Origin of the sequence: Lysinibacillus sp. FSL H8-0500 (assembly GCF_038051955.1) — a bacterium.
GTDB classification, from domain to species: domain Bacteria; phylum Bacillota; class Bacilli; order Bacillales_A; family Planococcaceae; genus Lysinibacillus; species Lysinibacillus macroides.
Map to the genome: position 1 here is coordinate 21,016 of NZ_CP150292.1, position 24,111 is coordinate 45,126.

At 39.5% G+C, this 24,111-nt stretch carries 21 protein-coding genes, 2 rRNA genes and 1 other annotated feature; of the genes, 20 read left to right on the top strand and 3 right to left on the bottom strand.

The features are described from left to right. Positions 1-27: 27 nt before the first annotated feature. From MHB44_RS00075 to asnB, 5 genes are all read left to right on the top strand, one after another. A 23S ribosomal RNA gene (locus MHB44_RS00075) occupies positions 28-2,956 on the top strand. Between the two features lie 69 nt (positions 2,957-3,025). Continuing rightward, a 5S ribosomal RNA gene (rrf, locus tag MHB44_RS00080) occupies positions 3,026-3,141 on the top strand. 232 nt (positions 3,142-3,373) lie between these two features. Beyond that, positions 3,374-4,837 carry an IMP dehydrogenase gene (guaB, locus tag MHB44_RS00085; protein WP_341301098.1) on the top strand — a complete coding sequence of 488 codons (1,464 nt, stop codon included), beginning with the start codon at positions 3,374-3,376 and terminating at the stop codon, positions 4,835-4,837. 141 nt (positions 4,838-4,978) lie between these two features. Beyond that, positions 4,979-6,310: a D-alanyl-D-alanine carboxypeptidase family protein gene (locus MHB44_RS00090; RefSeq protein WP_341301099.1), complete on the top strand. Its 1,332-nt coding sequence runs from the start codon at positions 4,979-4,981 to the stop codon at positions 6,308-6,310. A 101-nt stretch (positions 6,311-6,411) separates the two neighbouring features. Further along, positions 6,412-8,247, top strand: a complete 1,836-nt coding sequence (gene asnB, locus MHB44_RS00095; RefSeq protein ID WP_341301100.1) for an asparagine synthase (glutamine-hydrolyzing) — start codon at positions 6,412-6,414, stop codon at positions 8,245-8,247. Positions 8,248-8,270: 23 nt separating this feature from the next. Here the strand turns inward: asnB and MHB44_RS00100 are convergent, their stop codons facing one another. Continuing rightward, entirely contained in the window at positions 8,271-9,695 is a 1,425-nt protein-coding gene (locus tag MHB44_RS00100) for a PLP-dependent aminotransferase family protein (protein ID WP_341301101.1), read from the bottom strand. A gap of 104 nt (positions 9,696-9,799) precedes the next feature. Between MHB44_RS00100 and pdxS the strand changes: the two genes are divergently transcribed. From pdxS to serS, 3 genes are all read left to right on the top strand, one after another. Continuing rightward, the gene (gene pdxS / locus MHB44_RS00105; protein WP_341302892.1) at positions 9,800-10,684 is read left to right on the top strand and encodes a pyridoxal 5'-phosphate synthase lyase subunit PdxS; all 885 of its coding nucleotides are present in this window, start codon (positions 9,800-9,802) and stop codon (positions 10,682-10,684) included. A gap of 1 nt (position 10,685) precedes the next feature. Further along, positions 10,686-11,249 (top strand): pyridoxal 5'-phosphate synthase glutaminase subunit PdxT, encoded by a 564-nt coding sequence (gene pdxT, locus MHB44_RS00110; RefSeq protein WP_053995267.1) that lies wholly within the window; start codon positions 10,686-10,688, stop codon positions 11,247-11,249. Positions 11,250-11,298: 49 nt separating this feature from the next. Further along, positions 11,299-11,513 (top strand) — a binding site (T-box leader). Between the two features lie 56 nt (positions 11,514-11,569). Continuing rightward, positions 11,570-12,850, top strand: a complete 1,281-nt coding sequence (serS, locus tag MHB44_RS00115; protein WP_053995266.1) for a serine--tRNA ligase — start codon at positions 11,570-11,572, stop codon at positions 12,848-12,850. Positions 12,851-12,998: 148 nt separating this feature from the next. Here serS and tadA read toward each other — a convergent pair whose 3' ends face one another. Then, positions 12,999-13,526 (bottom strand): tRNA adenosine(34) deaminase TadA, encoded by a 528-nt coding sequence (gene tadA / locus MHB44_RS00120; protein ID WP_341302893.1) that lies wholly within the window; start codon positions 13,524-13,526, stop codon positions 12,999-13,001. Positions 13,527-13,645: 119 nt separating this feature from the next. On the opposite strand from tadA, the gene MHB44_RS00125 reads away from it, so the two are divergent. The 4 genes from MHB44_RS00125 to MHB44_RS00140 all read left to right on the top strand — a co-directional run bounded on the left by MHB44_RS00125 (position 13,646) and on the right by MHB44_RS00140 (position 16,743). After that, a complete protein-coding gene (locus tag MHB44_RS00125) occupies positions 13,646-14,077 on the top strand; it encodes a MarR family transcriptional regulator (protein ID WP_341301102.1) in 432 nt (143 codons plus the stop codon). After that, positions 14,074-15,096 (top strand): beta-carotene 15,15'-monooxygenase, encoded by a 1,023-nt coding sequence (locus tag MHB44_RS00130; protein ID WP_341301103.1) that lies wholly within the window; start codon positions 14,074-14,076, stop codon positions 15,094-15,096. The genes MHB44_RS00125 and MHB44_RS00130 overlap by 4 nt, the downstream gene beginning before the upstream one ends. Before the next feature lie 385 nt (positions 15,097-15,481). Further along, positions 15,482-15,787, top strand: a complete 306-nt coding sequence (locus MHB44_RS00135; protein WP_053995262.1) for a metalloregulator ArsR/SmtB family transcription factor — start codon at positions 15,482-15,484, stop codon at positions 15,785-15,787. Positions 15,788-15,801: 14 nt separating this feature from the next. Then, positions 15,802-16,743, top strand: coding sequence for a cation diffusion facilitator family transporter (locus tag MHB44_RS00140; protein ID WP_341301104.1), 942 nt, complete (start codon positions 15,802-15,804; stop codon positions 16,741-16,743). Positions 16,744-17,003: 260 nt separating this feature from the next. Here the strand turns inward: MHB44_RS00140 and MHB44_RS00145 are convergent, their stop codons facing one another. After that, on the bottom strand, positions 17,004-17,480 hold the full coding sequence (locus MHB44_RS00145; protein ID WP_341301105.1) for a hypothetical protein: 477 nt from the start codon (positions 17,478-17,480) through the stop codon (positions 17,004-17,006). Positions 17,481-17,747: 267 nt separating this feature from the next. Between MHB44_RS00145 and MHB44_RS00150 the strand changes: the two genes are divergently transcribed. From MHB44_RS00150 to MHB44_RS00185, 8 genes are all read left to right on the top strand, one after another. Further along, positions 17,748-18,041, top strand: a complete 294-nt coding sequence (locus tag MHB44_RS00150) for a hypothetical protein (protein ID WP_053995259.1) — start codon at positions 17,748-17,750, stop codon at positions 18,039-18,041. A gap of 78 nt (positions 18,042-18,119) precedes the next feature. Then, a complete protein-coding gene (locus MHB44_RS00155; protein ID WP_341301106.1) occupies positions 18,120-18,452 on the top strand; it encodes a metal-sensitive transcriptional regulator in 333 nt (110 codons plus the stop codon). 14 nt (positions 18,453-18,466) lie between these two features. After that, positions 18,467-18,673, top strand: coding sequence for a copper chaperone CopZ (gene copZ, locus MHB44_RS00160; RefSeq protein WP_341301107.1), 207 nt, complete (start codon positions 18,467-18,469; stop codon positions 18,671-18,673). Positions 18,674-18,754: 81 nt separating this feature from the next. Beyond that, a complete protein-coding gene (locus MHB44_RS00165) occupies positions 18,755-21,166 on the top strand; it encodes a heavy metal translocating P-type ATPase (RefSeq protein ID WP_341301108.1) in 2,412 nt (803 codons plus the stop codon). 273 nt (positions 21,167-21,439) lie between these two features. Continuing rightward, on the top strand, positions 21,440-22,078 hold the full coding sequence (locus MHB44_RS00170; protein ID WP_341301109.1) for a deoxynucleoside kinase: 639 nt from the start codon (positions 21,440-21,442) through the stop codon (positions 22,076-22,078). Continuing rightward, positions 22,075-22,743, top strand: a complete 669-nt coding sequence (locus MHB44_RS00175; RefSeq protein ID WP_053995254.1) for a deoxynucleoside kinase — start codon at positions 22,075-22,077, stop codon at positions 22,741-22,743. Before MHB44_RS00170 ends, MHB44_RS00175 begins: the two co-directional genes overlap by 4 nt. Before the next feature lie 68 nt (positions 22,744-22,811). Further along, the gene (locus tag MHB44_RS00180) at positions 22,812-23,345 is read left to right on the top strand and encodes a TIGR00730 family Rossman fold protein (protein ID WP_341302894.1); all 534 of its coding nucleotides are present in this window, start codon (positions 22,812-22,814) and stop codon (positions 23,343-23,345) included. 125 nt (positions 23,346-23,470) lie between these two features. Beyond that, the gene (locus tag MHB44_RS00185; protein ID WP_341301110.1) at positions 23,471-24,091 is read left to right on the top strand and encodes an RraA family protein; all 621 of its coding nucleotides are present in this window, start codon (positions 23,471-23,473) and stop codon (positions 24,089-24,091) included. The last annotated feature ends 20 nt before the right edge of the window (positions 24,092-24,111 follow it).

Below are 24,111 nucleotides of genomic sequence, written 5' to 3' on the forward strand. Positions count from 1 at the left end.
TAAGTTTTTTTATAGGCTTAATAACTTGGTTAAGTTATTAAGGGCGCACGGCGAATGCCTTGGCACTAGGAGCCGATGAAGGACGGCACTAACACCGATATGCTTCGGGGAGCTGTAAGTGAGCTTTGATCCGGAGATTTCCGAATGGGGGAACCCACTACGTTTAATCGCGTAGGATCTTGACGTGAATTCATAGCGTCTTGAAGGCAGACCCAGGGAACTGAAACATCTAAGTACCTGGAGGAAGAGAAAGAAAAATCGATTCCCTGAGTAGCGGCGAGCGAAACGGGAAGAGCCCAAACCAAGAGGCTTGCCTCTTGGGGTTGTAGGACACTCTATACGGAGTTACAAAAGAGCGAGTTAGATGAAGCGACTTGGAAAGGTCCGCCAGAGCAGGTAACAGCCCTGTAGTCGAAAGTTCGTTCTCTCCAGAGTGGATCCTGAGTACGGCGGAACACGTGAAATTCCGTCGGAATCCGGGAGGACCATCTCCCAAGGCTAAATACTACCTAGTGACCGATAGTGAACCAGTACCGTGAGGGAAAGGTGAAAAGCACCCCGGAAGGGGAGTGAAAGAGATCCTGAAACCGTGTGCCTACAAGTAGTTAGAGCCCGTTAATGGGTGATAGCGTGCCTTTTGTAGAATGAACCGGCGAGTTACGATTACGTGCAAGGTTAAGCTGTAGAAGGCGGAGCCGCAGCGAAAGCGAGTCTGAATAGGGCGAAATAGTACGTGGTCGTAGACCCGAAACCAGGTGATCTACCCATGTCCAGGGTGAAGGTAAGGTAACACTTACTGGAGGCCCGAACCCACGCACGTTGAAAAGTGCGGGGATGAGGTGTGGGTAGCGGAGAAATTCCAATCGAACCTGGAGATAGCTGGTTCTCTCCGAAATAGCTTTAGGGCTAGCCTCGTGATGAGAATACTGGAGGTAGAGCACTGTTTGGACGAGGGGGCCATCCCGGTTTACCGAATTCAGACAAACTCCGAATGCCAGATATTTATACACGGGAGTCAGACTGCGAGTGATAAGATCCGTAGTCAAAAGGGAAACAGCCCAGACCACCAGCTAAGGTCCCCAAGTAATCGTTAAGTGGAAAAGGATGTGGCGTTGCACAGACAACCAGGATGTTGGCTTAGAAGCAGCCATCATTTAAAGAGTGCGTAATAGCTCACTGGTCGAGTGACGCTGCGCCGAAAATGTATCGGGGCTAAACGATTCACCGAAGCTGTGGATTGACATCTACGATGTCAGTGGTAGGAGAGCGTTCTAAGTGCGTTGAAGTCAGACCGGAAGGACTGGTGGAGCGCTTAGAAGTGAGAATGCCGGTATGAGTAGCGAAAGACGGGTGAGAATCCCGTCCACCGTATGACTAAGGTTTCCTGAGGAAGGCTCGTCCGCTCAGGGTTAGTCGGGACCTAAGCCGAGGCCGATAGGCGTAGGCGATGGACAACAGGTTGATATTCCTGTACCACCTCCTCACCGTTTGAGAAATGGGGGGACGCAGGAGGATAGGGTAAGCGCGCTGTTGGATATGCGCGTCCAAGCAGATAGGCGTGTGTGTAGGCAAATCCGCACACTGTAACGCCAAGCTGTGATGGCGAGTCCGTATGGACGAAGTTCCTGATTTCACACTGCCAAGAAAAGCCTCTATCGAGGTGAGAGGTGCCCGTACCGCAAACCGACACAGGTAGTCGAGGAGAGAATCCTAAGGTGTGCGAGAGAACTCTCGTTAAGGAACTCGGCAAAATGACCCCGTAACTTCGGGAGAAGGGGTGCTCTGATAGGGTGAAAGCCCGAGAGAGCCGCAGTGAATAGGCCCAGGCGACTGTTTAGCAAAAACACAGGTCTCTGCAAAACCGTAAGGTGACGTATAGGGGCTGACGCCTGCCCGGTGCTGGAAGGTTAAGAGGAGTGGTTAGCGCAAGCGAAGCTGCGAATTGAAGCCCCAGTAAACGGCGGCCGTAACTATAACGGTCCTAAGGTAGCGAAATTCCTTGTCGGGTAAGTTCCGACCCGCACGAAAGGCGTAACGATCTGGGCACTGTCTCAACGAGAGACTCGGTGAAATTATAGTACCTGTGAAGATGCAGGTTACCCGCGACAGGACGGAAAGACCCCGTGGAGCTTTACTGTAGCCTGATATTGAATTTTGGTACAACTTGTACAGGATAGGTAGGAGCCAGAGATCTCGGAGCGCCAGCTTCGAAGGAGGCGTCGGTGGGATACTACCCTGGTTGTATTGAAATTCTAACCCATGCCCCTAAGCGGGGCAGGAGACAGTGTCAGGCGGACAGTTTGACTGGGGCGGTCGCCTCCTAAAAGGTAACGGAGGCGCCCAAAGGTTCCCTCAGAATGGTTGGAAATCATTCGTAGAGTGTAAAGGCACAAGGGAGCTTGACTGCGAGACCTACAAGTCGAGCAGGGTCGAAAGACGGGCTTAGTGATCCGGTGGTTCCGCATGGAAGGGCCATCGCTCAACGGATAAAAGCTACCCCGGGGATAACAGGCTTATCTCCCCCAAGAGTCCACATCGACGGGGAGGTTTGGCACCTCGATGTCGGCTCATCGCATCCTGGGGCTGTAGTCGGTCCCAAGGGTTGGGCTGTTCGCCCATTAAAGCGGTACGCGAGCTGGGTTCAGAACGTCGTGAGACAGTTCGGTCCCTATCCGTCGTGGGCGTAGGAAATTTGAGAGGAGCTGTCCTTAGTACGAGAGGACCGGGATGGACACACCGCTGGTGTACCAGTTGTCTTGCCAAAGGCATCGCTGGGTAGCTATGTGTGGACGGGATAAGTGCTGAAAGCATCTAAGCATGAAGCCCCCCTCAAGATGAGATTTCCCATTACGCAAGTAAGTAAGATCCCTCAAAGACGATGAGGTAGATAGGTTCGAGGTGGAAGTGTGGCGACACATGGAGCTGACGAATACTAATCGATCGAGGACTTAACCAAAACGTTTGAATCATTCAATGCATCGTTTATCCAGTTTTGAAAGAATAACCCTTTCAACAATATACAAAGTCTAGTGATAATGGCAAAGAGGTCACACCCGTTCCCATCCCGAACACGGAAGTTAAGCTCTTTCGCGCCGATGGTAGTTGGGGGCTTCCCCCTGTGAGAGTAGGACATCGCTAGGCCAACAAAAACAGTCAGCATCTAGCTGACTGTTGTTTTTTTATATTACTGCAAAACTTACTTAATTCTGAGATAAAATAATTTGTTATATTGCTGTTTAGTTGGAATTTTGACTTAGATTTGTTATATTTAAAAGTCTGAATTGTCTTTCTTTTAGAAGTTTCTTGACAGTAGCAGTCCACGTTGTTAATCTTACAATTAATATTCTTTTACCTATAGGAGGAAGTTACGAAAATGTGGGAGACTAAATTTGCCAAAGAAGGTTTAACTTTTGATGATGTATTATTAGTACCAGCTCATTCCGAAGTATTACCAAAAGATGTTGATTTATCTGTTCAACTAACACCAAAGATTAAATTAAACATTCCAATGGTCAGTGCAGGTATGGATACAGTAACAGAGTCTAAAATGGCAATCGCTATGGCACGTCAAGGCGGTATTGGCATTATCCATAAAAATATGGGGATCGATGAGCAAGCTGAACAAGTAGAAAAAGTAAAACGTTCTGAAAATGGTGTTATTACAAACCCATTCTTCTTAACTCCGACTCATCAAGTTTTCGATGCTGAGCATTTAATGGGTAAATACCGAATCTCTGGTGTGCCTATTGTTGATAGTATGGAAAATCAAAAACTAGTAGGGATCATTACAAACCGTGATTTACGTTTTATCTCAGATTACTCTTTAAAAATTGAAGATGTCATGACGAAAGAAGATTTAATTACAGCTCCTGTTGGAACGACTTTAGAGGATGCTGAAAAAATTCTTCAACAATATAAAATCGAAAAACTTCCGATTGTTGATGAAGAGGGCCGCTTAACTGGGCTTATCACAATCAAAGATATCGAGAAAGTTATTGAATTCCCGAATGCTGCTAAAGATACACATGGTCGTTTACTTGTAGGTGCAGCGGTTGGTGTATCAAAGGATACAATGGTACGCATCGAGAAGCTTGTAGAAGCACAAGTTGATATTGTCGTGATCGATACAGCTCATGGTCATTCCGAAGGTGTATTACAAACAATCCGTTCAATCCATGAGGCTTACCCAGAGCTAGAAATTATCGCTGGGAATGTAGCAACTGCAGAAGGTGCGCGTGCATTATTTGAAGCTGGTGCAGATGTTGTGAAAGTTGGTATTGGTCCTGGTTCTATTTGTACTACACGTGTAGTGGCAGGTGTAGGTGTACCACAAATTACAGCTGTTTATGATTGTGCTACAGTAGCTCGTGAGCTTGGTAAAACGATTATTGCTGATGGTGGTATTAAATACTCTGGTGATATCGTAAAAGCGTTAGCAGCTGGTGGAAATATCGTGATGCTTGGTTCCCTGCTTGCAGGTACTTCTGAATCTCCAGGAGAAACAGAAATCTTCCAAGGTCGTCGCTTCAAAGTTTACCGTGGTATGGGTTCGATTGGAGCAATGGAAAAAGGTTCAAAGGATCGTTACTTCCAAGAAGATGCGAAGAAGTTAGTACCTGAAGGTATTGAAGGACGCCTTCCATACAAAGGGCCTTTAGCTGATACAGTTTACCAATTAATTGGCGGTATTCGTGCTGGTATGGGTTACTGTGGCGCACCAAACCTTGAATACCTAAGAGAAAATTCGCAATTTGTTAGAATGACGGGTGCTGGTCTACGTGAATCTCATCCACATGATGTTCAAATTACAAAAGAATCACCAAACTATTCCATGTAATATATTGCTTGCAACTTTTATGCTTTCGCTTCGTCTACAAAGATGGCGCGAAAGCATTTTTTTATGGCAGAGAGTCAACACGTTGGTGACTATCTATGATAAAATGTCGAGGACAAGATTATTTTTTGGAGGGCTTTAAAGGTGAAAAAGAAAATGAGCACCGTATTACGCTTACTCCTATTTCCTGTTTTAGTATTAAGCGTGTTTGCAGGTATTCCTGCACAGGCAAATGCAGAAACAGAGTTAGGATTAACAGTGGATGCTGCGATTTTAATTGACGCAGACTCAGGAAAAATTTTATATGAACAAAATGCAGATACTTCACTAGGTATTGCAAGTATGACAAAAATGATGACTGAATACCTGTTATTGGACGCGATTGATGCAGGGACAGTTAAATGGGATCAGGAATATCAGGTAACAGATTATACGTATCGTATGTCCCAAAATCGTGCATTAAGTAATGTACCTTTACGTAGAGATGGTTCGTATACGATTCGTGAATTATATGAGGCGATGGTCATCTATTCGGCAAATGCAGCAACAGTGGCTATTGCGGAAACCATTGCGGGTTCTGAGACTGAGTTTTTAAAGTTAATGAATAAAAAGGCAGAAGAGCTGGGCTTAGAAGGCTATAAATTTGTCAATGCGACAGGTCTTAATAATGCTGATTTATTTGGTATGCATCCATCAGGTACAGGGCCAGAGGATGAAAATGTCATGCCGGCGAAATATGTAGCAAAACTGGCATATCATTTATTAAAGGATCATCCAAAGGTGTTAGAAACGTCCAGTATTGCAAAAAAGACCTTCCGAGCAGGCACAGAGGACGCTATTGAAATGTCTAACTGGAACTTTATGCTACCTGGATTAATATATGAATATCAAGGCGTAGATGGCTTAAAAACAGGTACAACAAACTTTGCAGGTCATAGTTTTACAGGGACAGCACAGCGCAATGGTACACGTTTGATTGCAGTGGTTATGAAAGCTGTTGATGCCAATGGTGTGGGCTCGTATGAAGCACGTTTTGATGCAACAGCAAAATTATTTAACTATGGCTTTTCACAATTCTCAAAAGAAGAAATTTTACCAGCCAATTATACATTTAAAGATCAAAAAACAGTAAAAGTTACAAAGGGAAAAGAAGATGAAGTAGAGATTGCTGTAAAAGAGCCTATTTCGTTTATGATTAAATCTTCTGACAAGGATCTATATAAGCCTACACTCGTTTTAGAAAAAAAGAGTTTAGAGGCAGGTGTAAAAAAAGATACTGTTGTAGGGAAGGTTGTTATTGAACGCACAGAAGGCGCAGATTACGGTTTTATTGATGGAAAGGACATTTCATCTGATGTTGTAACAACAGCGGCTGTAGAGCGTGCTGGTGGCATCTCATTATTCTTCCAAGGCGTTGGTAACTTCTTCGGTAATTTGTGGGGAGGCATTTCTGACTTTGTTGGAGGTCTATTTTAATAATTAATAAGCAGAGCACATGATTGTTTTTAAACATTCATGTGCTTTTTCACATTTTCAGGTAGTATTGCATACGCTAATAGGCGAAAGGATGTGGCTAAATGTGTGGGATTACAGGGTGGGCTAGCTTTCAAAAAGATTTAAGAACAAGTGATATGATCTTACAATCAATGACACAAACTTTGAATAAGAGAGGGCCTGACGATGAAAATATCTGGTGTAGTAAGCATGTTGCATTTGGCCATCGACGATTAGCTGTTATTGATTTGATTGGTGGTAAGCAACCAATGACAAAACTACATGATGGCGTCAACTATGTCATTACATATAATGGCGAACTTTATAATACAGAGGAATTACGAAAAGAACTTCAAAAAAGAGGATATCATTTTTTAACACATTCAGATACAGAGGTGTTATTGACAGCTTATATTGAATGGAAAGAGCGGTGTGTAGATTTTTTAAATGGCATTTTTGCTTTTAGTGTTTGGGATGAACACATGCAATCACTTTTTTTGTGCAGGGATCGACTTGGTGTAAAGCCCTTGTATTATACTGAGCAACAAGGTGAGCTTTTGTTTGCCTCTGAAATCAAAGCATTATTGGTACATCCACTGGTGCAAGCAGCCGTCAATAGAGAAGGGCTAGCAAGTATGATGGCTGTAGGACCTTCTAAAGCACCTGGTACGACACCTTTCCAAAATATTGAAGAACTACGACCTGGTTACGCTATGCGTTTCTCTCGAGAAGGTTTACGAAAATGGCCATATTGGCAGCTCCAAAGTCATCAACATGAAGAATCAGTGGAAGATACGATTGAACATGTTCGTTTCCTGTTAACAGATGCTATTGAACGACAACTTGTTTCGGATGTACCCATCTGTACATTTCTGTCAGGTGGACTAGATTCTAGTATTATCACAGGAATTGCTGCAAAACGATTTCAACAGCAGGATGACAAGTTGCATACGTACTCTATCGATTATGAAGATAATGAACGCTTTTTTCACTCACATGCTTTCCAAACATCAACAGATACGTATTGGATTCAAAAAATGATCGAGGCGTTTCAAACGACACACCATGCAGAGGAAATTTCTCCACAGCAGCTAATCGACTTATTAGTGGAATCCGTAATTGTAAGAGATTCCCCTGGTATGGCAGATGTTGATTCATCATTATTATGGTTTTGCCGTAAAATCAAAAGAGATTTTACTGTAGCACTATCAGGTGAGTGTGCAGACGAAATTTTTGGAGGCTACCCATGGTTTCAAGAAAAAATGTCAGGCTTTCCTTGGATCCGATCATTGCCAGAGAGAAATGCCTTGCTGCAAGATAAATGGCAGAAGAAATTAAAAATTGAAAACTACGCCCAACAGCTATATGGTCAAACAATAGCAGAAGTACCATTAATAGATGGGGAAAGTTCAGCAACATCAAGTCATCGTGAAATGCTTTATTTGAATATGCAATGGTTTATGCAAACATTGCTAACGCGTAAGGATCGAATGAGTATGGGTGCAAGCTTAGAGGTACGTGTTCCCTTTGCAGATCATCGTCTTGTAGAATATGCATGGAATATTCCGTGGGAAATAAAAAATTTAGATGGCATGGAAAAAGGACTGCTGCGAAAATCAATGGCCCATTTATTGCCACATGAAGTATTGTATCGAAAGAAAAATCCTTATCCTAAAACCTATCATCCAGCCTATACGGCAGGTGTACAAAAATGGTTAAAAGAGATTCTCAAAGAAAAAAATTCTATTTTACATGAACTATTTGATCAAAAAAGGCTAATGGAATTGATTGAATCTGGTGGTAGCTCCTTTAAGGTTCCATGGTATGGTCAATTAATGGCAGGTCCTCAGCTCTTGGCGTATTTAGGGCAAATACACGTATGGTTTGAACATTATCAGATTCAATTAATCGAAACGTAATGGAAGTCACCCATCTACTCACTTTATTTCGTAATAGATGGGTGATTTTTTTGTATGCTCCAGCAATCCATTAGGTGTTCAATAGATGGTTCAATTGCTTGGACAGGTATACCGCCAAACCCTAGTAAAAATTGAGCCTTTGATGGTTCAGAAGAGTCTAATCGATAATCCGATAATGGGTAGATACCTATTCCTGCTTGAGAGGCAAGCTGCTGTAATTGTTTTTCTGTTAATGTGTGTTGAACATCTAATAAAATATGCATTCCTGCTTGTTCACCCGTAATTTTAATGGATGTTGAATATTTTTCTAAAATAGTAGTTAGCTTATCATGTTTTTTACGATAAATTTTGCGCATTCGATTGAGGTGCTTGGCAAAATGACCATCGCGCATAAAATTTGCTACAATATGCTGATCGAAACGAGGTACTGTTGATGAATAATAATTAAAGACATCATTATAGGTAGCAAGTAATTTAGGCGGCAGTACAAAATAAGCTACACGCAACGATGGCATTAATGATTTTGTAAAGGTGCTCATATAAATGACTTTATCATTTCTATCTAAAGCATGTAGTGCAGGGATTGGTTTTCCAGTATAACGAAATTCTGAATCATAATCATCTTCAATAATATAGTGTGAAGAGCTTTGTGCTGCCCAATTTAAAGCCTGTGCCCGTCTGGTAGCAGATAATACTGCACCTGTTGGGAATTGATGTGATGGCGTAATATAAGCAACATGAGCATGGGTTTTTTCAAGCGTCTGAATCATAATTCCCTCTTCATCGACTGCAATGGGATAGACCTTGCGTTTATGTTGGGCAAACATGCGATGTACAGCAGGGTATCCTGGATTTTCTAATGCAAAGCAGGTGTCCTCGCTAAAAAGACGTAAAATCATTGGAAGAAGCTGCTCTGTCCCTGAACCAATCACAATTTGCTCAGGGCTACATACAACACCGCGTGATTGATATAAATAATTAGCAATTTCTGTGCGTAAAGAGAACTCGCCCTGAGGTTCCCCTGTCAATAGTAGCTCCTTTGAGGCATTGTCAAAAAGGTCTTTTGCATATTTTCGCCATGTTTGAAAGGGAAAGGCGTCAATATCAATAGAGCTAGGATTAAAATCAATTTTGTATGTTTTTTTCTTAGGATACTCTATAAAGGGAGTCATTGTGTCCTGCTGAATATATGGTAACTCATCAATTGCCTCGACAAAATAGCCAACACGTGCTTTGGACATAATATAGCCTTCAGCAAGCAATTGTGCATAAGCAATTTCGATTGTTGTTTGAGAAATATTTAAAAAATCTGCTAATTTCCTCTTGGATGGTAATTTTTCTCCTACAGCAATTTTTTTTGAAATGATGGCTTCTTTAATCCCGTTATAAAGCTGATCATAAAGCGGTTTCTCGTTGTCCTTTTCAAGTTGAAATAATAGCATATCCATAGGTTATATTCCTCCTGACCTTATAATTATTTAGAAAACTGGATATTTTTATATGGTCAATTTCTATTATACTAAATTCCATCACAAAGGTGGAGGTTAGAATGATGAAACAAACAGGTACAGAATTGGTAAAACGCGGGATGGCGGAAATGCAAAAGGGTGGCGTTATTATGGACGTTATTAATGCTGAACAAGCAAAAATTGCGGAAGCAGCAGGAGCAGTAGCTGTGATGGCATTAGAAAGAGTGCCTTCCGATATTCGTAAAGCGGGCGGTGTTGCACGTATGGCTGATCCACGGATTGTTGAAGAGGTAATGGGAGCTGTATCTATTCCTGTAATGGCAAAAGCTCGTATTGGGCATATTGTGGAAGCTCGTATGTTAGAAGCAATGGGAGTTGACTATATTGATGAAAGTGAAGTTTTAACACCAGCAGATGAAGAGTATCATTTATTAAAAAGTGATTACACAGTACCCTTTGTTTGTGGCTGTCGTGATTTAGGAGAAGCAACTCGACGTATCGGGGAAGGTGCAGCGATGCTACGAACAAAGGGCGAACCAGGAACAGGGAATATTGTTGAGGCAGTTCGACATATTCGCAAAGTAAATGCTCAGGTACGTAAGGTAGTAGGTATGACAGAGGATGAGTTAATGACAGAGGCAAAATCACTGGGAGCGCCTTTTGAGTTATTAAGAGAGATTAAACGTCTTGGTCGATTACCAGTAGTTAACTTTGCAGCAGGTGGTGTTGCTACGCCTGCCGATGCTGCATTAATGATGGAGCTTGGGGCTGATGGCGTATTCGTTGGCTCAGGTATTTTCAAATCCGACAATCCTGAAAAATTCGCGCGTGCGATTGTAGAGGCAACAACACATTACAAAAATTATAAGTTAATTGCTGACATATCAAAAGAGCTTGGTGTACCTATGAAGGGCATTGACATTGCACAGCTAGGGCAAAACGAACGTATGCAGGAGCGAGGCTGGTAGCATGAAACGAATTGGCGTTTTAGCGTTACAGGGAGCGGTGCGTGAGCATGTTCAAATGTTAGAAGCGCTTGGCTGTGAAGCTGTTTTAGTAAAGCATAGACAGGATTTAATGAAAATTGATGGTCTTATATTGCCCGGCGGAGAAAGTACAACGATGCGCAAATTGCTGGATCGCTTTGAGCTATTGGAGCCAATACAAAATCTCGCACAGCAAGGCTTACCAATGTTTGGAACATGTGCAGGATTAATTTTATTAGCGAATAATTTAGTAGGTGATAAACCACACTTAGCTGTTATGAATGTGACAGTAGCAAGAAACTCATATGGTCGTCAGGTGGATAGCTTTGAAATAAAGGTGGATATTCCTAAAATAGGTAATGCAATTCCAGCAGTATTTATACGTGCACCTCATATTGAAGCAGTGGGGCAAGATGTTGAGGTTCTTGCTCAGCATGAAGGAAGAATTATCTTAGCACAGGATGGACATTTATTAGGCTGTTCGTTCCACCCCGAATTAACAGCAGACACACGTATTCTCGAATATTTTGTAGTATCTATAGTATGACTTGCAAAATCTGTTTTCATATAGTACAGTATGGTTAAATTTTAAATAACTGAACACGATGATAGGAAGTAGTAACAAGCACGTTTTTTTTAGAGAGTCAGCGGCTGGTGGAAGCTGATAAAAGCACTTGTGAATCCGTCCTGGAGTTGCACAGTCGAAGTCAATAAGTAGGCTGTAGCCGGCTGAAATGCCGTTATGAAATAAGCGGATTAGGCATATGCCTAGTCAATTAGGGTGGCAACGCGGGTAGCTCTCGTCCCTTTTAGGGGATGGGGGCTTTTTTGTGTTCTAATTTCAATCATTTACTGGAGGTATGAATTATGTTAGATATTAAACGTGTGCGCGATAATTTCGCGGAAATTAAAGAAATGCTATTAACACGTAATGAGGATTTAGGAAACCTGGATGACTTTGAGGAGTTAGATGCAAAGCGTCGTGCGTTAATTGCTAAAACGGAAGAGCTTAAGGCGGAACGTAACAAAGTATCTGAGCAAATTTCTATAATGAAGCGCAATAAGGAAAATGCGGATGAAGTTATTGCTCGTATGCGTCAAGTTGGTGATGAAATTAAAGCACTAGATAGCCAATTAAATGAGGTAGAAGACCGCTTTAAAGATATGATGATGCGTTTACCAAATATACCACATGAATCTGTGCCAGTAGGCGCAACAGAGGATGACAATGTTGAGGAGTATACATGGGGTGAAGTGCCCACTTTTGATTTTGACATAAAAGCACACTGGGATCTTGCAACGGATTTAAATATTGTTGATTTTGAACGCGGTGCGAAAGTAACGGGTAGTCGTTTCTTATTCTATCGTGGTCTTGGCGCTCGTTTAGAACGTGCATTAATGACATTTATGATGGATTTACACGCAGAGGAGCATGGCTATGAGGAAATGCTACCACCTGTCATTGTCAATCGCGATAGCTTAACAGGTACTGGCCAGCTTCCAAAATTTGAGGAAGATGTCTTTAAGCTAGAGGAAATAGATTATTTTATGATTCCAACAGCAGAGGTACCAGTTACGAACTTCTATCGTGATGAAATTTTACCAAATGAAGCATTACCAAAAGGCTTTGTAGCATATAGTGCATGCTTCCGTTCAGAGGCAGGTTCTGCAGGGCGTGATACACGTGGCTTAATTCGTCAGCACCAATTCAACAAAGTAGAATTAGTTCGTTTTGTAAAGCCAGAGGAATCATACGAGCAGCTAGAGCTTTTAACAAACCATGCTGAAAAAGTATTACAATTACTTGGATTACCTTACCGTAAATTAAAAATGTGTACAGCAGATTTAGGTTTTACAGCAGCGAAGAAATACGACTTAGAGGTTTGGATTCCGGCTCAAAATATGTACCGTGAAATTTCTTCATGCTCTAACTTTGAGGACTTCCAAGCACGTCGAGCAAATATCCGCTTCCGTCGTGAGCCAAATGCAAAGCCAGAATATGTGCATACATTAAACGGCTCAGGTCTTGCCCTTGGCCGTACAGTAGCAGCCATCTTAGAAAACTACCAGCAAGCCGACGGAAGCGTAGTAATCCCAGAGGTACTAAGACCATATATGGGTGGCAAGGAAATAATTGCGCCAAACTAAACAAGGTCGGCTCTGCACTGAAAGAGAAGCGGCAGATGCAACCTAAGGAAGTATAGTAATTCGGTGGCAAAGAAATAATCACACCAAAATAAACAACAAAAGCTATTTTAGATACCTTGCTTAAGGAAAATCTAAAATAGCTTTTGTCTTACTTCCAATTTGTACAGTTGGATGCGGCTTCTGTAATTGTTAAAGCCGTTCTTGCCTTTTTCTCAGCTTTTTTACGCTCTCGTAAAGCCTTAAAAAAATCCGTTAAAATTTGCCCACATTCTGCTGCTAAAATTCCTTCTGTTACCTCACATTCATGATTGAAGCGAGCGTCATTTAATAAACGATATAAAGAATCTACACAGCCAGCTTTAGGATCTCTTGCTCCATAGACAACACGAGGAATACGAGATTGTAGAATAGCACCAGCACACATTGGACAAGGTTCAAGTGTCACATAAAGTGTTGTATTCTCTAAACGCCAGCTTCCTACTTTTTTACAGGCTTCTTGAATGGCTATTAATTCTGCGTGAGTTGTAGCATTTTGTGAAGTTTCCCGTAAATTATAGGCACGTGCAATAATTTCGCCATTATAAACAACAACAGCGCCAATCGGTACTTCTCCAAGAGCCTCTGCTTTTTTAGCCTCTATTAAGGCTTCTTGCATAAATTGCTGATCTATCGTCATACTCATCGCTCCTTACTCCCAGTTTAGCTTGCTTTACTAGCAATATCAAAATTTTAAGATAGTTATTTAATTAAGATACCTTTATAATAAAGATATCTTAACTATAAAGGTGATCATCAATGACAATGGATATAATCGAAAAAATTAATCGTTTGCAGGATCAATTAAATATTCAGATGGCCGTTCAATATGAGACGATGCTGGATAATCAATTAACAGCTAAGCAAGTATTACTATTGGAACTAATTCGTGCAGGGGCAACAACTACAAAGGATATTGCCACTACATTACATGTAACAACTAGCGCTGTCAGTCAGCTTTTAAATAAGCTGGAGGGCAAAGGATATATTCATCGAACGATTAACCCAGAAAATCGACGTGAAATTAAACTAGAACTAGCAGAAAAAGGACAGCAATATTTTAATCAACTAAAGCAATTTGAGCAAGACACTGCCTCTGCTATTTATGGTCAATTACCATCAGAAGATTTACAACATTTAGTACGTATTTTAGAAAATTTATTAACAATTATCAGGAGGAGTAAAACATGAGCTGGATTGAAAAGTCAAAACCTATATGGCTGATTTTAGTGCTATTTGTGTTAAGTGGTAATTATATGCTGTATCAAACATCTCTAGGAATCAACTTATTACCTGATGAGGCACAGGCTGTTGTGTTAGGATCATTATTAGATTTAATGATTTGTTTCCCGCTGTTTATGATACTTTACCGCAATAAATTTTCACTGAAGGCATTGATTGCACTTGTGGCATTTGGCTGTATCTTGCTTCGATTAATAGTGCCAACAGAATTATTAGCACCGTATGCGATGATAACATGGAGTGGCATTGTCGTTGAGGGCTGTCTTGTATTGGTGGAATGTTTATTGATTGTAACATTGCTACGCTATATGCCGAAGATTATCCATGATGTGAAAGAGAATCAGCTACCAACATTATTTGCATTTTCACAGGCTGTAGGGAAATATGTGAAGCAGCATCCAATTATTCAAGTGATTTGTTCAGAAATGCTTGTCCTATATTATGCTTTTGGCAGCTGGCGACAAGCAGTTCCTAAAGGGCTTACATTATATAAAAAATCAAATTATATGGCATTTCAAATTATGATAATTCATGCCATTATTGTAGAAACCATTGGCATACATTATTGGCTACATACCAAAGCGCCAATTGTCTCCATTGTGTTATTAATTTTTAATATTTATTCGGTTATTTTTTTCTTAGCAGATTTACAGGCGATGCGTCTAAATCCAATTTTTATAGATAAAAAATCCATGTATCTATCATTAGGATTAATAAAGCGTGCCAAAATTGATCTTGATAATATTGCAGCGATTATAGATGATCCAGAGCTACTTGCTCAAAAACGCTCAAAGGAAACGATTGATTTTATTTTGCGTGATTTTGAAAGCGTCCAGCCTGATTTTATTGTGCAATTAAAGCAGCCCGTTACCGTAACCTTTATGATAGGGATTGAAAAGAAGTACCAGTATATAGCTATAAAATCTGATCATCCTACAGAGCTAAAAGCAGCTTTAACTAAAGTTTAAATCGAGGCGAGATTTTGAAAAAATTAGATAGTGGTGATTTCCTATAACTTGTGTTTAATATTATTTTTATATTTATCTTTAAAAGTATTAATTTTTAGTGCTATGGGCAGTTCATTTAGGAATGTTTATAATTATTATTGGCACGTGGACATTTGGGCTGTTAGTAAGAAAATCGAGTATAATTAAGGATTCAAAATCTTTAATGATGGGATCATCTGTTGTTTCATTTATAATCGTATTGGCTCTTTTTGGAGCTTTTAAAATGCCATGTCTCCTCTTAGTGGAAGCATGGCATTTTATATTTTCTAAAGCATTTGACAATAATAAGAAGACAATATATATTTATATATGAATATATGTTCATATATAAAAGGAGTGAGCTTTTATGAGTAATGGCAATCAGCATTTAGATGAGGAAACATTGTTTGTAGTTTCGCAAACATTTAAAGCATTAAGTGATCCAACACGTATTCGTATTTTAAATTTACTATGTACAGACGAACATTCCGTCAATGATATTGCAGAAATATTAGATTTAGGTCAATCAACCGTTTCACATCAATTGCGTTTTTTAAAAAATTTACGCTTGGTGAAGTTTCGACGAGAGGGCACAACGCTATACTATTCAAAGGATGATGACCATGTTATGAATTTATTGAAACAAGCAATTGACCATGCAGCACATCATTAAATGGAGGGATACTAATGGGACATCATCACGATCATGGACATGACCATACACATGGTGCAAATAAAAAAGTATTATTACTATCATTTATTATTATTACAAGCTATATGATTATTGAGGCAATCGGTGGCTTTGTTACAAATAGCTTGGCACTTCTGTCAGATGCAGGACATATGTTAAGTGACGCTATTTCTTTAGGTATTGCCCTATTAGCTTTTATTATGGGGGAAAAGGCTGCTAGCTATAGTAAAACTTATGGTTATAAACGATTTGAAATTTTAGCGGCTGTGTTAAATGGTGTAACATTAATCGTTATCGCATTATTTATTTGTTATGAGGCGATTGAACGCTTTGCCAATCCACCAGCAGTAGCGACAACTGGGATGCTTATTATTAGTACAATCGGGCTTTTCGTAAATATTTTAGTCGCATGGATTATGATGCGTGGTAGTGATACAAAGGATAACTTAAATATGCGTGGTGCCTTTTTACATGTGCTTAGTGATATGCTAGGGTCTGTAGGAGCTATTATTGCCGCATTATTAATCATGTTTTTAGGCTGGGGCTGGGCGGACCCACTGGCTAGTGTCATTGTAGCGTTACTGGTGCTAAGAAGCGGCTATTACGTCACAAAGGATGCTGTTCATATTTTAATGGAGGGCACACCGAAGAATGTAGAGGTGACAGAAATCGTCGAAGTGATTGAACAAACAAATGGCATTAAAAGTATTCATGATTTACACATTTGGACAATTACAAGTGGTACAAATGCATTGTCCTGTCATGCGGTTGTTGATGGGCAATTAACAGTAGCTGATAGCGAGCATATATTGCGAAAGGTTGAACATAATCTTGAGCATAAAGGCATTAAGCATGTCACAATTCAGCTAGAAACAGCTTCCCATCAGCACGATAATTCAATTTTATGTCAATTGAAAAATGAGCATCATCACCATTAATTACGTTCTAATTTTTTAAACTTGCTAGAAAAGCTTTCTTCAAAATCTGAAACATCGGCATTTCTAACCTATGATTTTACAATCTATTACTTGTGTAAAGCACTATTTGTTGACCAATGAAAAGATAAGGAAAGAATAAGAGTAAAATGAGGCTGCTTAATTCTCATTAAATATGGGGATTAAACAGCCTAGTAAGGTATTTTATTTATATATTAAATTTCATTTTTCAGCGTTTTTAACTACAGATAATATAACAATATTTACTTTTCAAATAGAGTTTTTGAGCCACCTAAAGCATAGCTAAATGTTATTTCATCCTTTACTTGTGCCCCTATAGGTTGCTCGCCAATTACTATACCTAACCGGTTATAACCTAATAGTTCTATAGTAACTCCTTTATTAAAATTATAGAAAAAACTACTATAACCAGTTTGTACCCAAGTTGTTGGGAATGCTAAACTAAAAGATGAAACTCCCGTTATTGATGAGAATGTTTTGCTGGATCCACTTCCGTTATAACGATAGCTTAAATCAACAGTAACAGTTACTGGTTGAGTAGCGCTCTTAATAGGATTGAGTGATGGTTTTACCCATACTTCAAGTCGGTCAGTTGTTGAACTAGTAGCCATAGTAGTAATAAGAGGAGTTGATAAAGAACTGCTTTCTGTGTCTTCATATAAATTTAATTCTGTATCTTCATTTTCTAATTCTTTGATAGCTTGTTCGAAATCTTCCACTGTATCAAAGTTAATAACAGGTGCCCCTTCAGGTAATTCATTTATATCAATTAAATCAATATAATCCGAATTATTGGCAATAGACTCTATTTTTGGTAATATTTCTTTAGAAGCTTCATTAACCTCTGGTGATGCGAAAACAGTACTTCCTATAGCGCTTACTGCAAAAAGAGAAAGAAAAAGAGATAAAATTAATTTTTTTATTTTTTAAAAACCCCCAAAATTTGTTTTTTTATACATTATTATCATAAACGAGGGAGGATAATTATGCAAGATAAATCCAGTGTATATAAAATATGGATAATCATTATTAGTATTGTTTTAGTAATTTGTATACCTTTTATTAGTGGAAGTAGAGATGGTAGAGAAGATTTTATTAAAGCTATCTATGGCTTTCCTGCTGATTGGTTATATTTATATACTAATGGAGGCTTTAGCTTCCTTGGAATAGGCTTTATCGTGAATATTATATTTTTTTACTACATGATTAAAATTTTAATATGGGCTTATAAAAAAATAATTGGTTGGATTAAAGGAATATGGGCTAATCTATACTATTAAAGCGGTCAGTAATAATCCTTAACGCTTGCATACCCTTCTTGGGTATAGTATGATAGATATGAAATCGGAGGTGTAGTGATGGAGGATATCGTAAAAGAGGATGTTTGTCATACAGAGGAAGCTACGTCTTGTCGCAAAAGTCATCATCCTGAGCGTGTGAAAAAGGATTTAACTACTCGATTAAATCGTATTGAGGGTCAGATTCGTGGCATTAAAGGGATGATTGAAAAGGATGTTTATTGTGATGACGTAATTACACAGCTGTCTGCTACACAGTCTGCTTTAAATAGTGTTGCAAAAATATTATTAGAAGGTCATTTAAAGGGCTGTGTCGTGGATCGTCTATCAGAGGGCGATGAGGCAGTATTAGATGAGCTAGTTATAACAATTCAAAAATTAATGAAAAAATAAAGGAGCGATTTATTATGCAAAATATAACATTAAATGTACAGGGAATGTCATGTGGTCATTGTGTCAATGCGGTGGAAAAAAGTGTAGGTGCTTTAGCTGGTGTAGAGCAAGTAACCGTTCATTTAGCGGAAGGTTCAGTCGATGTAGCTTTCGATGATACACAAGTATCAGTTGAGCAAATTAAAGAAACAATTGATGACCAAGGCTATGATGTAAAATAATATTGTAGGGTGCTTCTATAAGCACTCTCTTATTTTTAAAATTTTATACCCCCTATAGGTATAAGGAGAGGTGAAAGATAGATGAGTTCTGAAATAAAAGAAGCAAACTTGCAAATTACAGGAATGACTTGTGCAGCCTGTGCCACACGTATAGAAAAAGGCTTAAATAAAATGGATGGTGTAGAGCAAGCAACCGTTAATTTAGCGCTTGAAAAATCATCTATTAAGTATAATCCGGCAAAGCTAAGTGAAGCAGATTTTGAGCAGAAAATTGAAGCGCTTGGCTATGGCGTTGTGAAGCAAAAGGCAGAGCTTGATATTACAGGAATGACTTGTGCAGCTTGTGCGACTCGTATTGAAAAAGGACTGAATAAGCTTAGCGGTGTATCTACTGCTAATGTTAACTTAGCACTTGAAAAAGCGATGATTGAGTTTAACCCTTCAGAGGTAAGCATGGCGGATATTATTGCAAGGGTGGAAAAGCTAGGCTATGGGGCGCATCAAAAGGTAGATGAACAGGAAACAGTAGATCATCGGGAAAAGGCGATTAAACAGCAGCAGCAAAAATTTATTTTATCTGCTATTCTTTCGTTGCCATTACTTTGGACGATGGTTGGGCATTTTTCATTTACATCGTTCTTATATGTACCAGAATTTTTGATGAATCCATGGATACAAATGCTATTAGCCACACCTGTGCAATTTATTATTGGGAAGCAGTTTTATGTAGGCGCTTATAAAGCATTGCGCAATGGCAGTGCCAATATGGATGTCCTTGTTGTTATGGGCACATCAGCTGCTTATTTCTATAGTGTCTATCAAGCAATTGTCACAGCAGGCTCACATCATGGTCCTCATCTTTATTTTGAAACGAGTGCCGTTTTAATTACATTAATTTTATTAGGTAAATTATTTGAGGCAAAGGCGAAGGGCCGCTCATCAGAGGCTATTAAAAAGCTAATGGGGCTACAAGCCAAAACAGCCATTGTTGTACGTAATGGCGTGGAAAAGGAAGTTCCTTTAGAAGAGGTTATTATTGGCGATACAATTCTCGTTAAACCGGGTGAAAAAATTCCAGTTGATGGCGAAGTAATAGAAGGTACAACAGCCGTTGATGAATCCATGTTAACAGGTGAAAGTTTGCCAGTTGATAAAAAACAAGGTGATCCATTATTTGGTTCTACAATCAATAAAAACGGCTTTATTAAAATGACGGCTACAAAGGTTGGTCGTGATACAGCTTTAGCACAAATTATTAAAGTGGTAGAGGATGCACAAGGCTCAAAGGCGCCTATTCAACGTTTGGCAGACCAAATTTCAGGTATTTTTGTACCAATTGTTGTTGGTATTGCGCTTGTCACATTTTTAGTGTGGCTGATTTGGGTGCAGCCAGGAGAGTTTACACCTGCGTTAGAAGTATTAATTGCAGTGCTTGTGATTGCTTGTCCATGTGCGCTTGGGCTAGCTACACCAACATCTATTATGGCAGGGTCAGGACGTGCTGCTGAATTTGGTATTTTATTTAAAGGTGGCGAACACTTAGAGCAAACGCAAAGTATTGATACAGTGGTTGTCGATAAAACAGGTACAGTAACCCATGGTAAGCCTGTTTTAACAGATGTGTTAGTAGCTTCGGGACAGGAGGAAGCACGCTTTTTATCATTAATTGGGGCAGCAGAGAAACAGTCAGAGCACCCATTAGCAGAGGCAATTGTCCAAGGGATTGAGGAGCTTGGTATTGAGCTAGGAGATGTTCAATTTTTTGAGGCAATTCCAGGCTATGGTGTACAGGCAACTGTTTCTGGTCAAGGTGTTATCATTGGTACACGGAAATTAATGCAGCAATACAATATTTCGATCGAAGATATTTTACCAGCAATGGAGCAGCTTGAACGAAGTGGTAAAACAGCTATGCTAGCAGCAATTAACGGTCAATATGCAGGCTTAGTAGCAGTTGCTGATACAGTAAAAGATACATCAAAAGAAGCGATTCATCGACTACAGGAAATGGGCATTACAGTCATTATGATGACAGGAGATAATGAACGTACAGCTCAGGCAATTGGGAGAGAGGTTGGCGTTGATCGTGTTATTGCTGAGGTTCTACCAGAGGGCAAGGCAGAGGAAGTAAAAAAATTGCAGGCTACTGGTAAAAAAGTAGCGATGGTGGGTGATGGCATTAATGATGCACCAGCACTTGCTACGGCGAATATTGGAATGGCGATTGGTACAGGTACAGATGTTGCAATGGAAGCGGCAGATATTACATTAATTCGTGGTGACTTAAATAGTATTGCAGATGCTATTTTAATGAGCCGTAAAACAATGCGTAATATTAAGCAAAATCTATTTTGGGCATTTGCCTATAACTCATTAGGTATTCCGATTGCTGCAATTGGTTTACTAGCTCCATGGGTGGCAGGCGCAGCGATGGCGTTTAGCTCCGTATCTGTTGTCTTAAATGCATTGCGTTTACAGCGCGTAAAATTATAAATAATGATGAACTGTAGACCTATTGATAGGGATGCAGTTCATTTTGCTTTTAGGAATTATTCTAATAAATAGTGTATGTTGGATATTTTCATTATTATGATTTTTCCTATTATGGTCTTTATTTTTAGTGAATTATTATTTAGGTATTTTTCACTTGACGCAAGTAACAAACTTAAACTAAACCAACCATTCGGGTAATTCTATTTTTCATGTTCACGATATGATACAATGAAAAGCACTGATTTATTTTTAAACATAAAGGAGGGGCCTCTTGTGACGGTTCCATTTGTTACGGTAGAAGGTCCGATTGGTGTTGGGAAAACCTCTTTATCGAAAGAGATAGCAAAAACATTTAATTACCATCTATTGAAAGAAATAGTAGACGAAAATCCCTTTTTAAATAAGTTTTATGAAAATATAGAGGAATGGAGCTTCCAAACGGAAATGTTCTTCCTCTGCAATCGCTATAAGCAATTATCCGATATTCAAAAATTTCGATTAGCACATGCCAAGCCTGTTGTAGCGGATTATCATATTTTTAAAAATTTAATTTTTGCGAAGCGTACTTTAGCACCGACAGAGTACGAAAAATACGAAGAAATTTATAAAATTTTAACGAAGGATATGCCTGTACCCAATGTAGTGGTCTATTTATACGCAAGCGTTGATACATTAATGAAGCGTATTGCGATGCGTGGTCGAGCATTTGAAAAAATGATTTCACGCGATTATATGGAGCAGCTTGTGGTAGATTATCATTCATTTATTGAGCATTTTGAAAAGATGCATCCTGAAATTCCCGTTATTCGCTTTAATGGGGATCAGCTTGATTTTGTAAAAAATTCAGATGATTTAAGTTATGTTTTACAAACAATTAAGGATACGTTACAACAAAGGAGTTTGCAGTCATGAATTTAAGAGAGCAATATGATATTCCTCCACAAACAGTTATTACGATTGCGGGTACTGTAGGGGTCGGGAAATCAACGATGACAAAGGCATTAGCGGAGGCATTGCAGTTTCGTACATCATTCGAAAAGGTCGATACAAATCCATATTTAGATAAATTTTATGAGGACTTTGAAAAATGGAGCTTCCATTTACAAGTGTACTTTTTAGCGGAGCGCTTTAAAGAACAAAAGCGTATTTTTGAATATGGTGGAGGCTTTATTCAAGACCGTTCCATCTATGAAGATACAGGGATATTTGCGAAAATGCATTATGATAAAGGCACAATGAGTCCAACAGATTATGAAACATATACAAATTTATTTGATGCAATGGTGATGACGCCGTATTTTCCACATCCTGATTTACTAGTCTATCTGGAAGGCCCAATTGATGCGGTGATTGGACGTATTCAAGAGCGTGGACGTGCAATGGAGCAGCAAACTCCAAATAATTATTGGATAGAAATGCATGAGCGCTACGAACATTGGATTAATAATTTTAATGCCTGTCCAGTGTTACGTTTAGATATTAATGATTATGATTTATTAAAAAATCCAGATGCCATTGAATCAATTGTAAGCCGCATCAGTCATATGTTAAAACAAACAAGCCATTTACAAAAATAACTACAAGACGTGGAACAATATATAGCTGATTGTTTCACGTTTTTTGAATAGGAGGGATTACTATAAAAATCGCTGTTTATTGTGGTTCTAGTTTAGGGAAAAATACAATCTATGCGGAGAAAGCGGCTGAGCTAGGCACATTGCTTGCTCAAAATGGTCATGGTGTTGTTTATGGTGGCTCAAAAACAGGATTAATGGGGAAGGTGGCTGATGCTGTGCTGGCTGCAGGAGGAGAAGTAATCGGTGTGATGCCAACCCATTTACAGAAGCGAGAATTGGCACATGCCTCATTAACAGAGATTCATTTTGTCGATTCCATGCATATTCGTAAGGCAAAAATGGTAGAGCTTGCTGATGCATTTATCGCTCTTCCAGGTGGTGCAGGTACATTAGATGAATATTTTGAGGTATTTACATGGGCACAGATTGGGCTGCATGAAAAGCCGATTATTTTATATAATGTACAAGGATTTTATGATGCAATTTTACAGCATTTTAAGCGAATGCTAGAGGAAGGTTTTATACGTACTGAGCAACAAGCGCTTATTCAGGTAGCCACTACAGCAGATAAGCTATTACATTTATTAAAGGTATATAAGTAATAAATGGTCGCACCATCTATTTTTGATTGGTGCGATTTAGTTTTGGAGATGTATTGAAATAGTGACTGTGTTTTATTTACAATTATAGTGTAAGACTTATATTAATCATAATAGGGGTGTAATGTATGACAAAGGTGGAAGTAAGTTTTCAGCATTTACCAACAACAGCAATCTCAGATGCAACAGGTGGGCATACCAATTTACGCAGTGATATTAAGCCATTAGCAGATCATTTTAAAATTGCTGGACGAGCAGTAACAGTACGTTTGCCAGATGGCGAAAATGGAGCAGTGCTAGAAGCAATTCGAGCTGCCAATGAAGGAGATATTTTAGTTATTGATGCAAAGGGTAATACAAATCGAGCTGTGGCTGGAGATTTTGTAATATCCTTAGCGAAGGGGATTGGCGTACAGGGCTTTGTTGTGGATGGGGTAATTCGTGATATTGCGGCCATTCGTGAACTGGATTTCCCTGTATTTGCGCTAGGTACAACTGTAGCGGCTGGCAATAAAAATGGCGGTGGTAAAGTAAATGTGCCGATTGCTATAGGTGGCGTAACCGTTCAGCCTGGAGATTATATTATTGGAGATATAGACGGCGTTATTGTTGTACCACAAGAGGATGCAGAAAAAGTGGTTGAGGCTGCTGAGGCAAAGGTCGATAAGGATGACAAGCGCGCACAGGAAGCACATGCAAATGGCAAGGAATCCATTATTGCTTATTTAGATAAAGCATTAGCGAAATAAAATAAAAATGCCCAAGTGTT

Coding starts and splice junctions, on each gene's coding strand:
- guaB (WP_341301098.1), top strand. CDS start 3,374: ATGTGGGAGACTAAATTTGCCAAAGAAGGTTTAACTTTTGATGATGTA.
- asnB (WP_341301100.1), top strand. CDS start 6,412: ATGTGTGGGATTACAGGGTGGGCTAGCTTTCAAAAAGATTTAAGAACA.
- MHB44_RS00100 (WP_341301101.1), bottom strand. CDS start 9,695: ATGGATATGCTATTATTTCAACTTGAAAAGGACAACGAGAAACCGCTT.
- pdxS (WP_341302892.1), top strand. CDS start 9,800: ATGAAACAAACAGGTACAGAATTGGTAAAACGCGGGATGGCGGAAATG.
- pdxT (WP_053995267.1), top strand. CDS start 10,686: ATGAAACGAATTGGCGTTTTAGCGTTACAGGGAGCGGTGCGTGAGCAT.
- serS (WP_053995266.1), top strand. CDS start 11,570: ATGTTAGATATTAAACGTGTGCGCGATAATTTCGCGGAAATTAAAGAA.
- tadA (WP_341302893.1), bottom strand. CDS start 13,526: ATGACGATAGATCAGCAATTTATGCAAGAAGCCTTAATAGAGGCTAAA.
- MHB44_RS00125 (WP_341301102.1), top strand. CDS start 13,646: ATGACAATGGATATAATCGAAAAAATTAATCGTTTGCAGGATCAATTA.
- MHB44_RS00130 (WP_341301103.1), top strand. CDS start 14,074: ATGAGCTGGATTGAAAAGTCAAAACCTATATGGCTGATTTTAGTGCTA.
- MHB44_RS00135 (WP_053995262.1), top strand. CDS start 15,482: ATGAGTAATGGCAATCAGCATTTAGATGAGGAAACATTGTTTGTAGTT.
- MHB44_RS00140 (WP_341301104.1), top strand. CDS start 15,802: ATGGGACATCATCACGATCATGGACATGACCATACACATGGTGCAAAT.
- MHB44_RS00150 (WP_053995259.1), top strand. CDS start 17,748: ATGCAAGATAAATCCAGTGTATATAAAATATGGATAATCATTATTAGT.
- MHB44_RS00155 (WP_341301106.1), top strand. CDS start 18,120: ATGGAGGATATCGTAAAAGAGGATGTTTGTCATACAGAGGAAGCTACG.
- copZ (WP_341301107.1), top strand. CDS start 18,467: ATGCAAAATATAACATTAAATGTACAGGGAATGTCATGTGGTCATTGT.
- MHB44_RS00165 (WP_341301108.1), top strand. CDS start 18,755: ATGAGTTCTGAAATAAAAGAAGCAAACTTGCAAATTACAGGAATGACT.
- MHB44_RS00175 (WP_053995254.1), top strand. CDS start 22,075: ATGAATTTAAGAGAGCAATATGATATTCCTCCACAAACAGTTATTACG.
- MHB44_RS00185 (WP_341301110.1), top strand. CDS start 23,471: ATGACAAAGGTGGAAGTAAGTTTTCAGCATTTACCAACAACAGCAATC.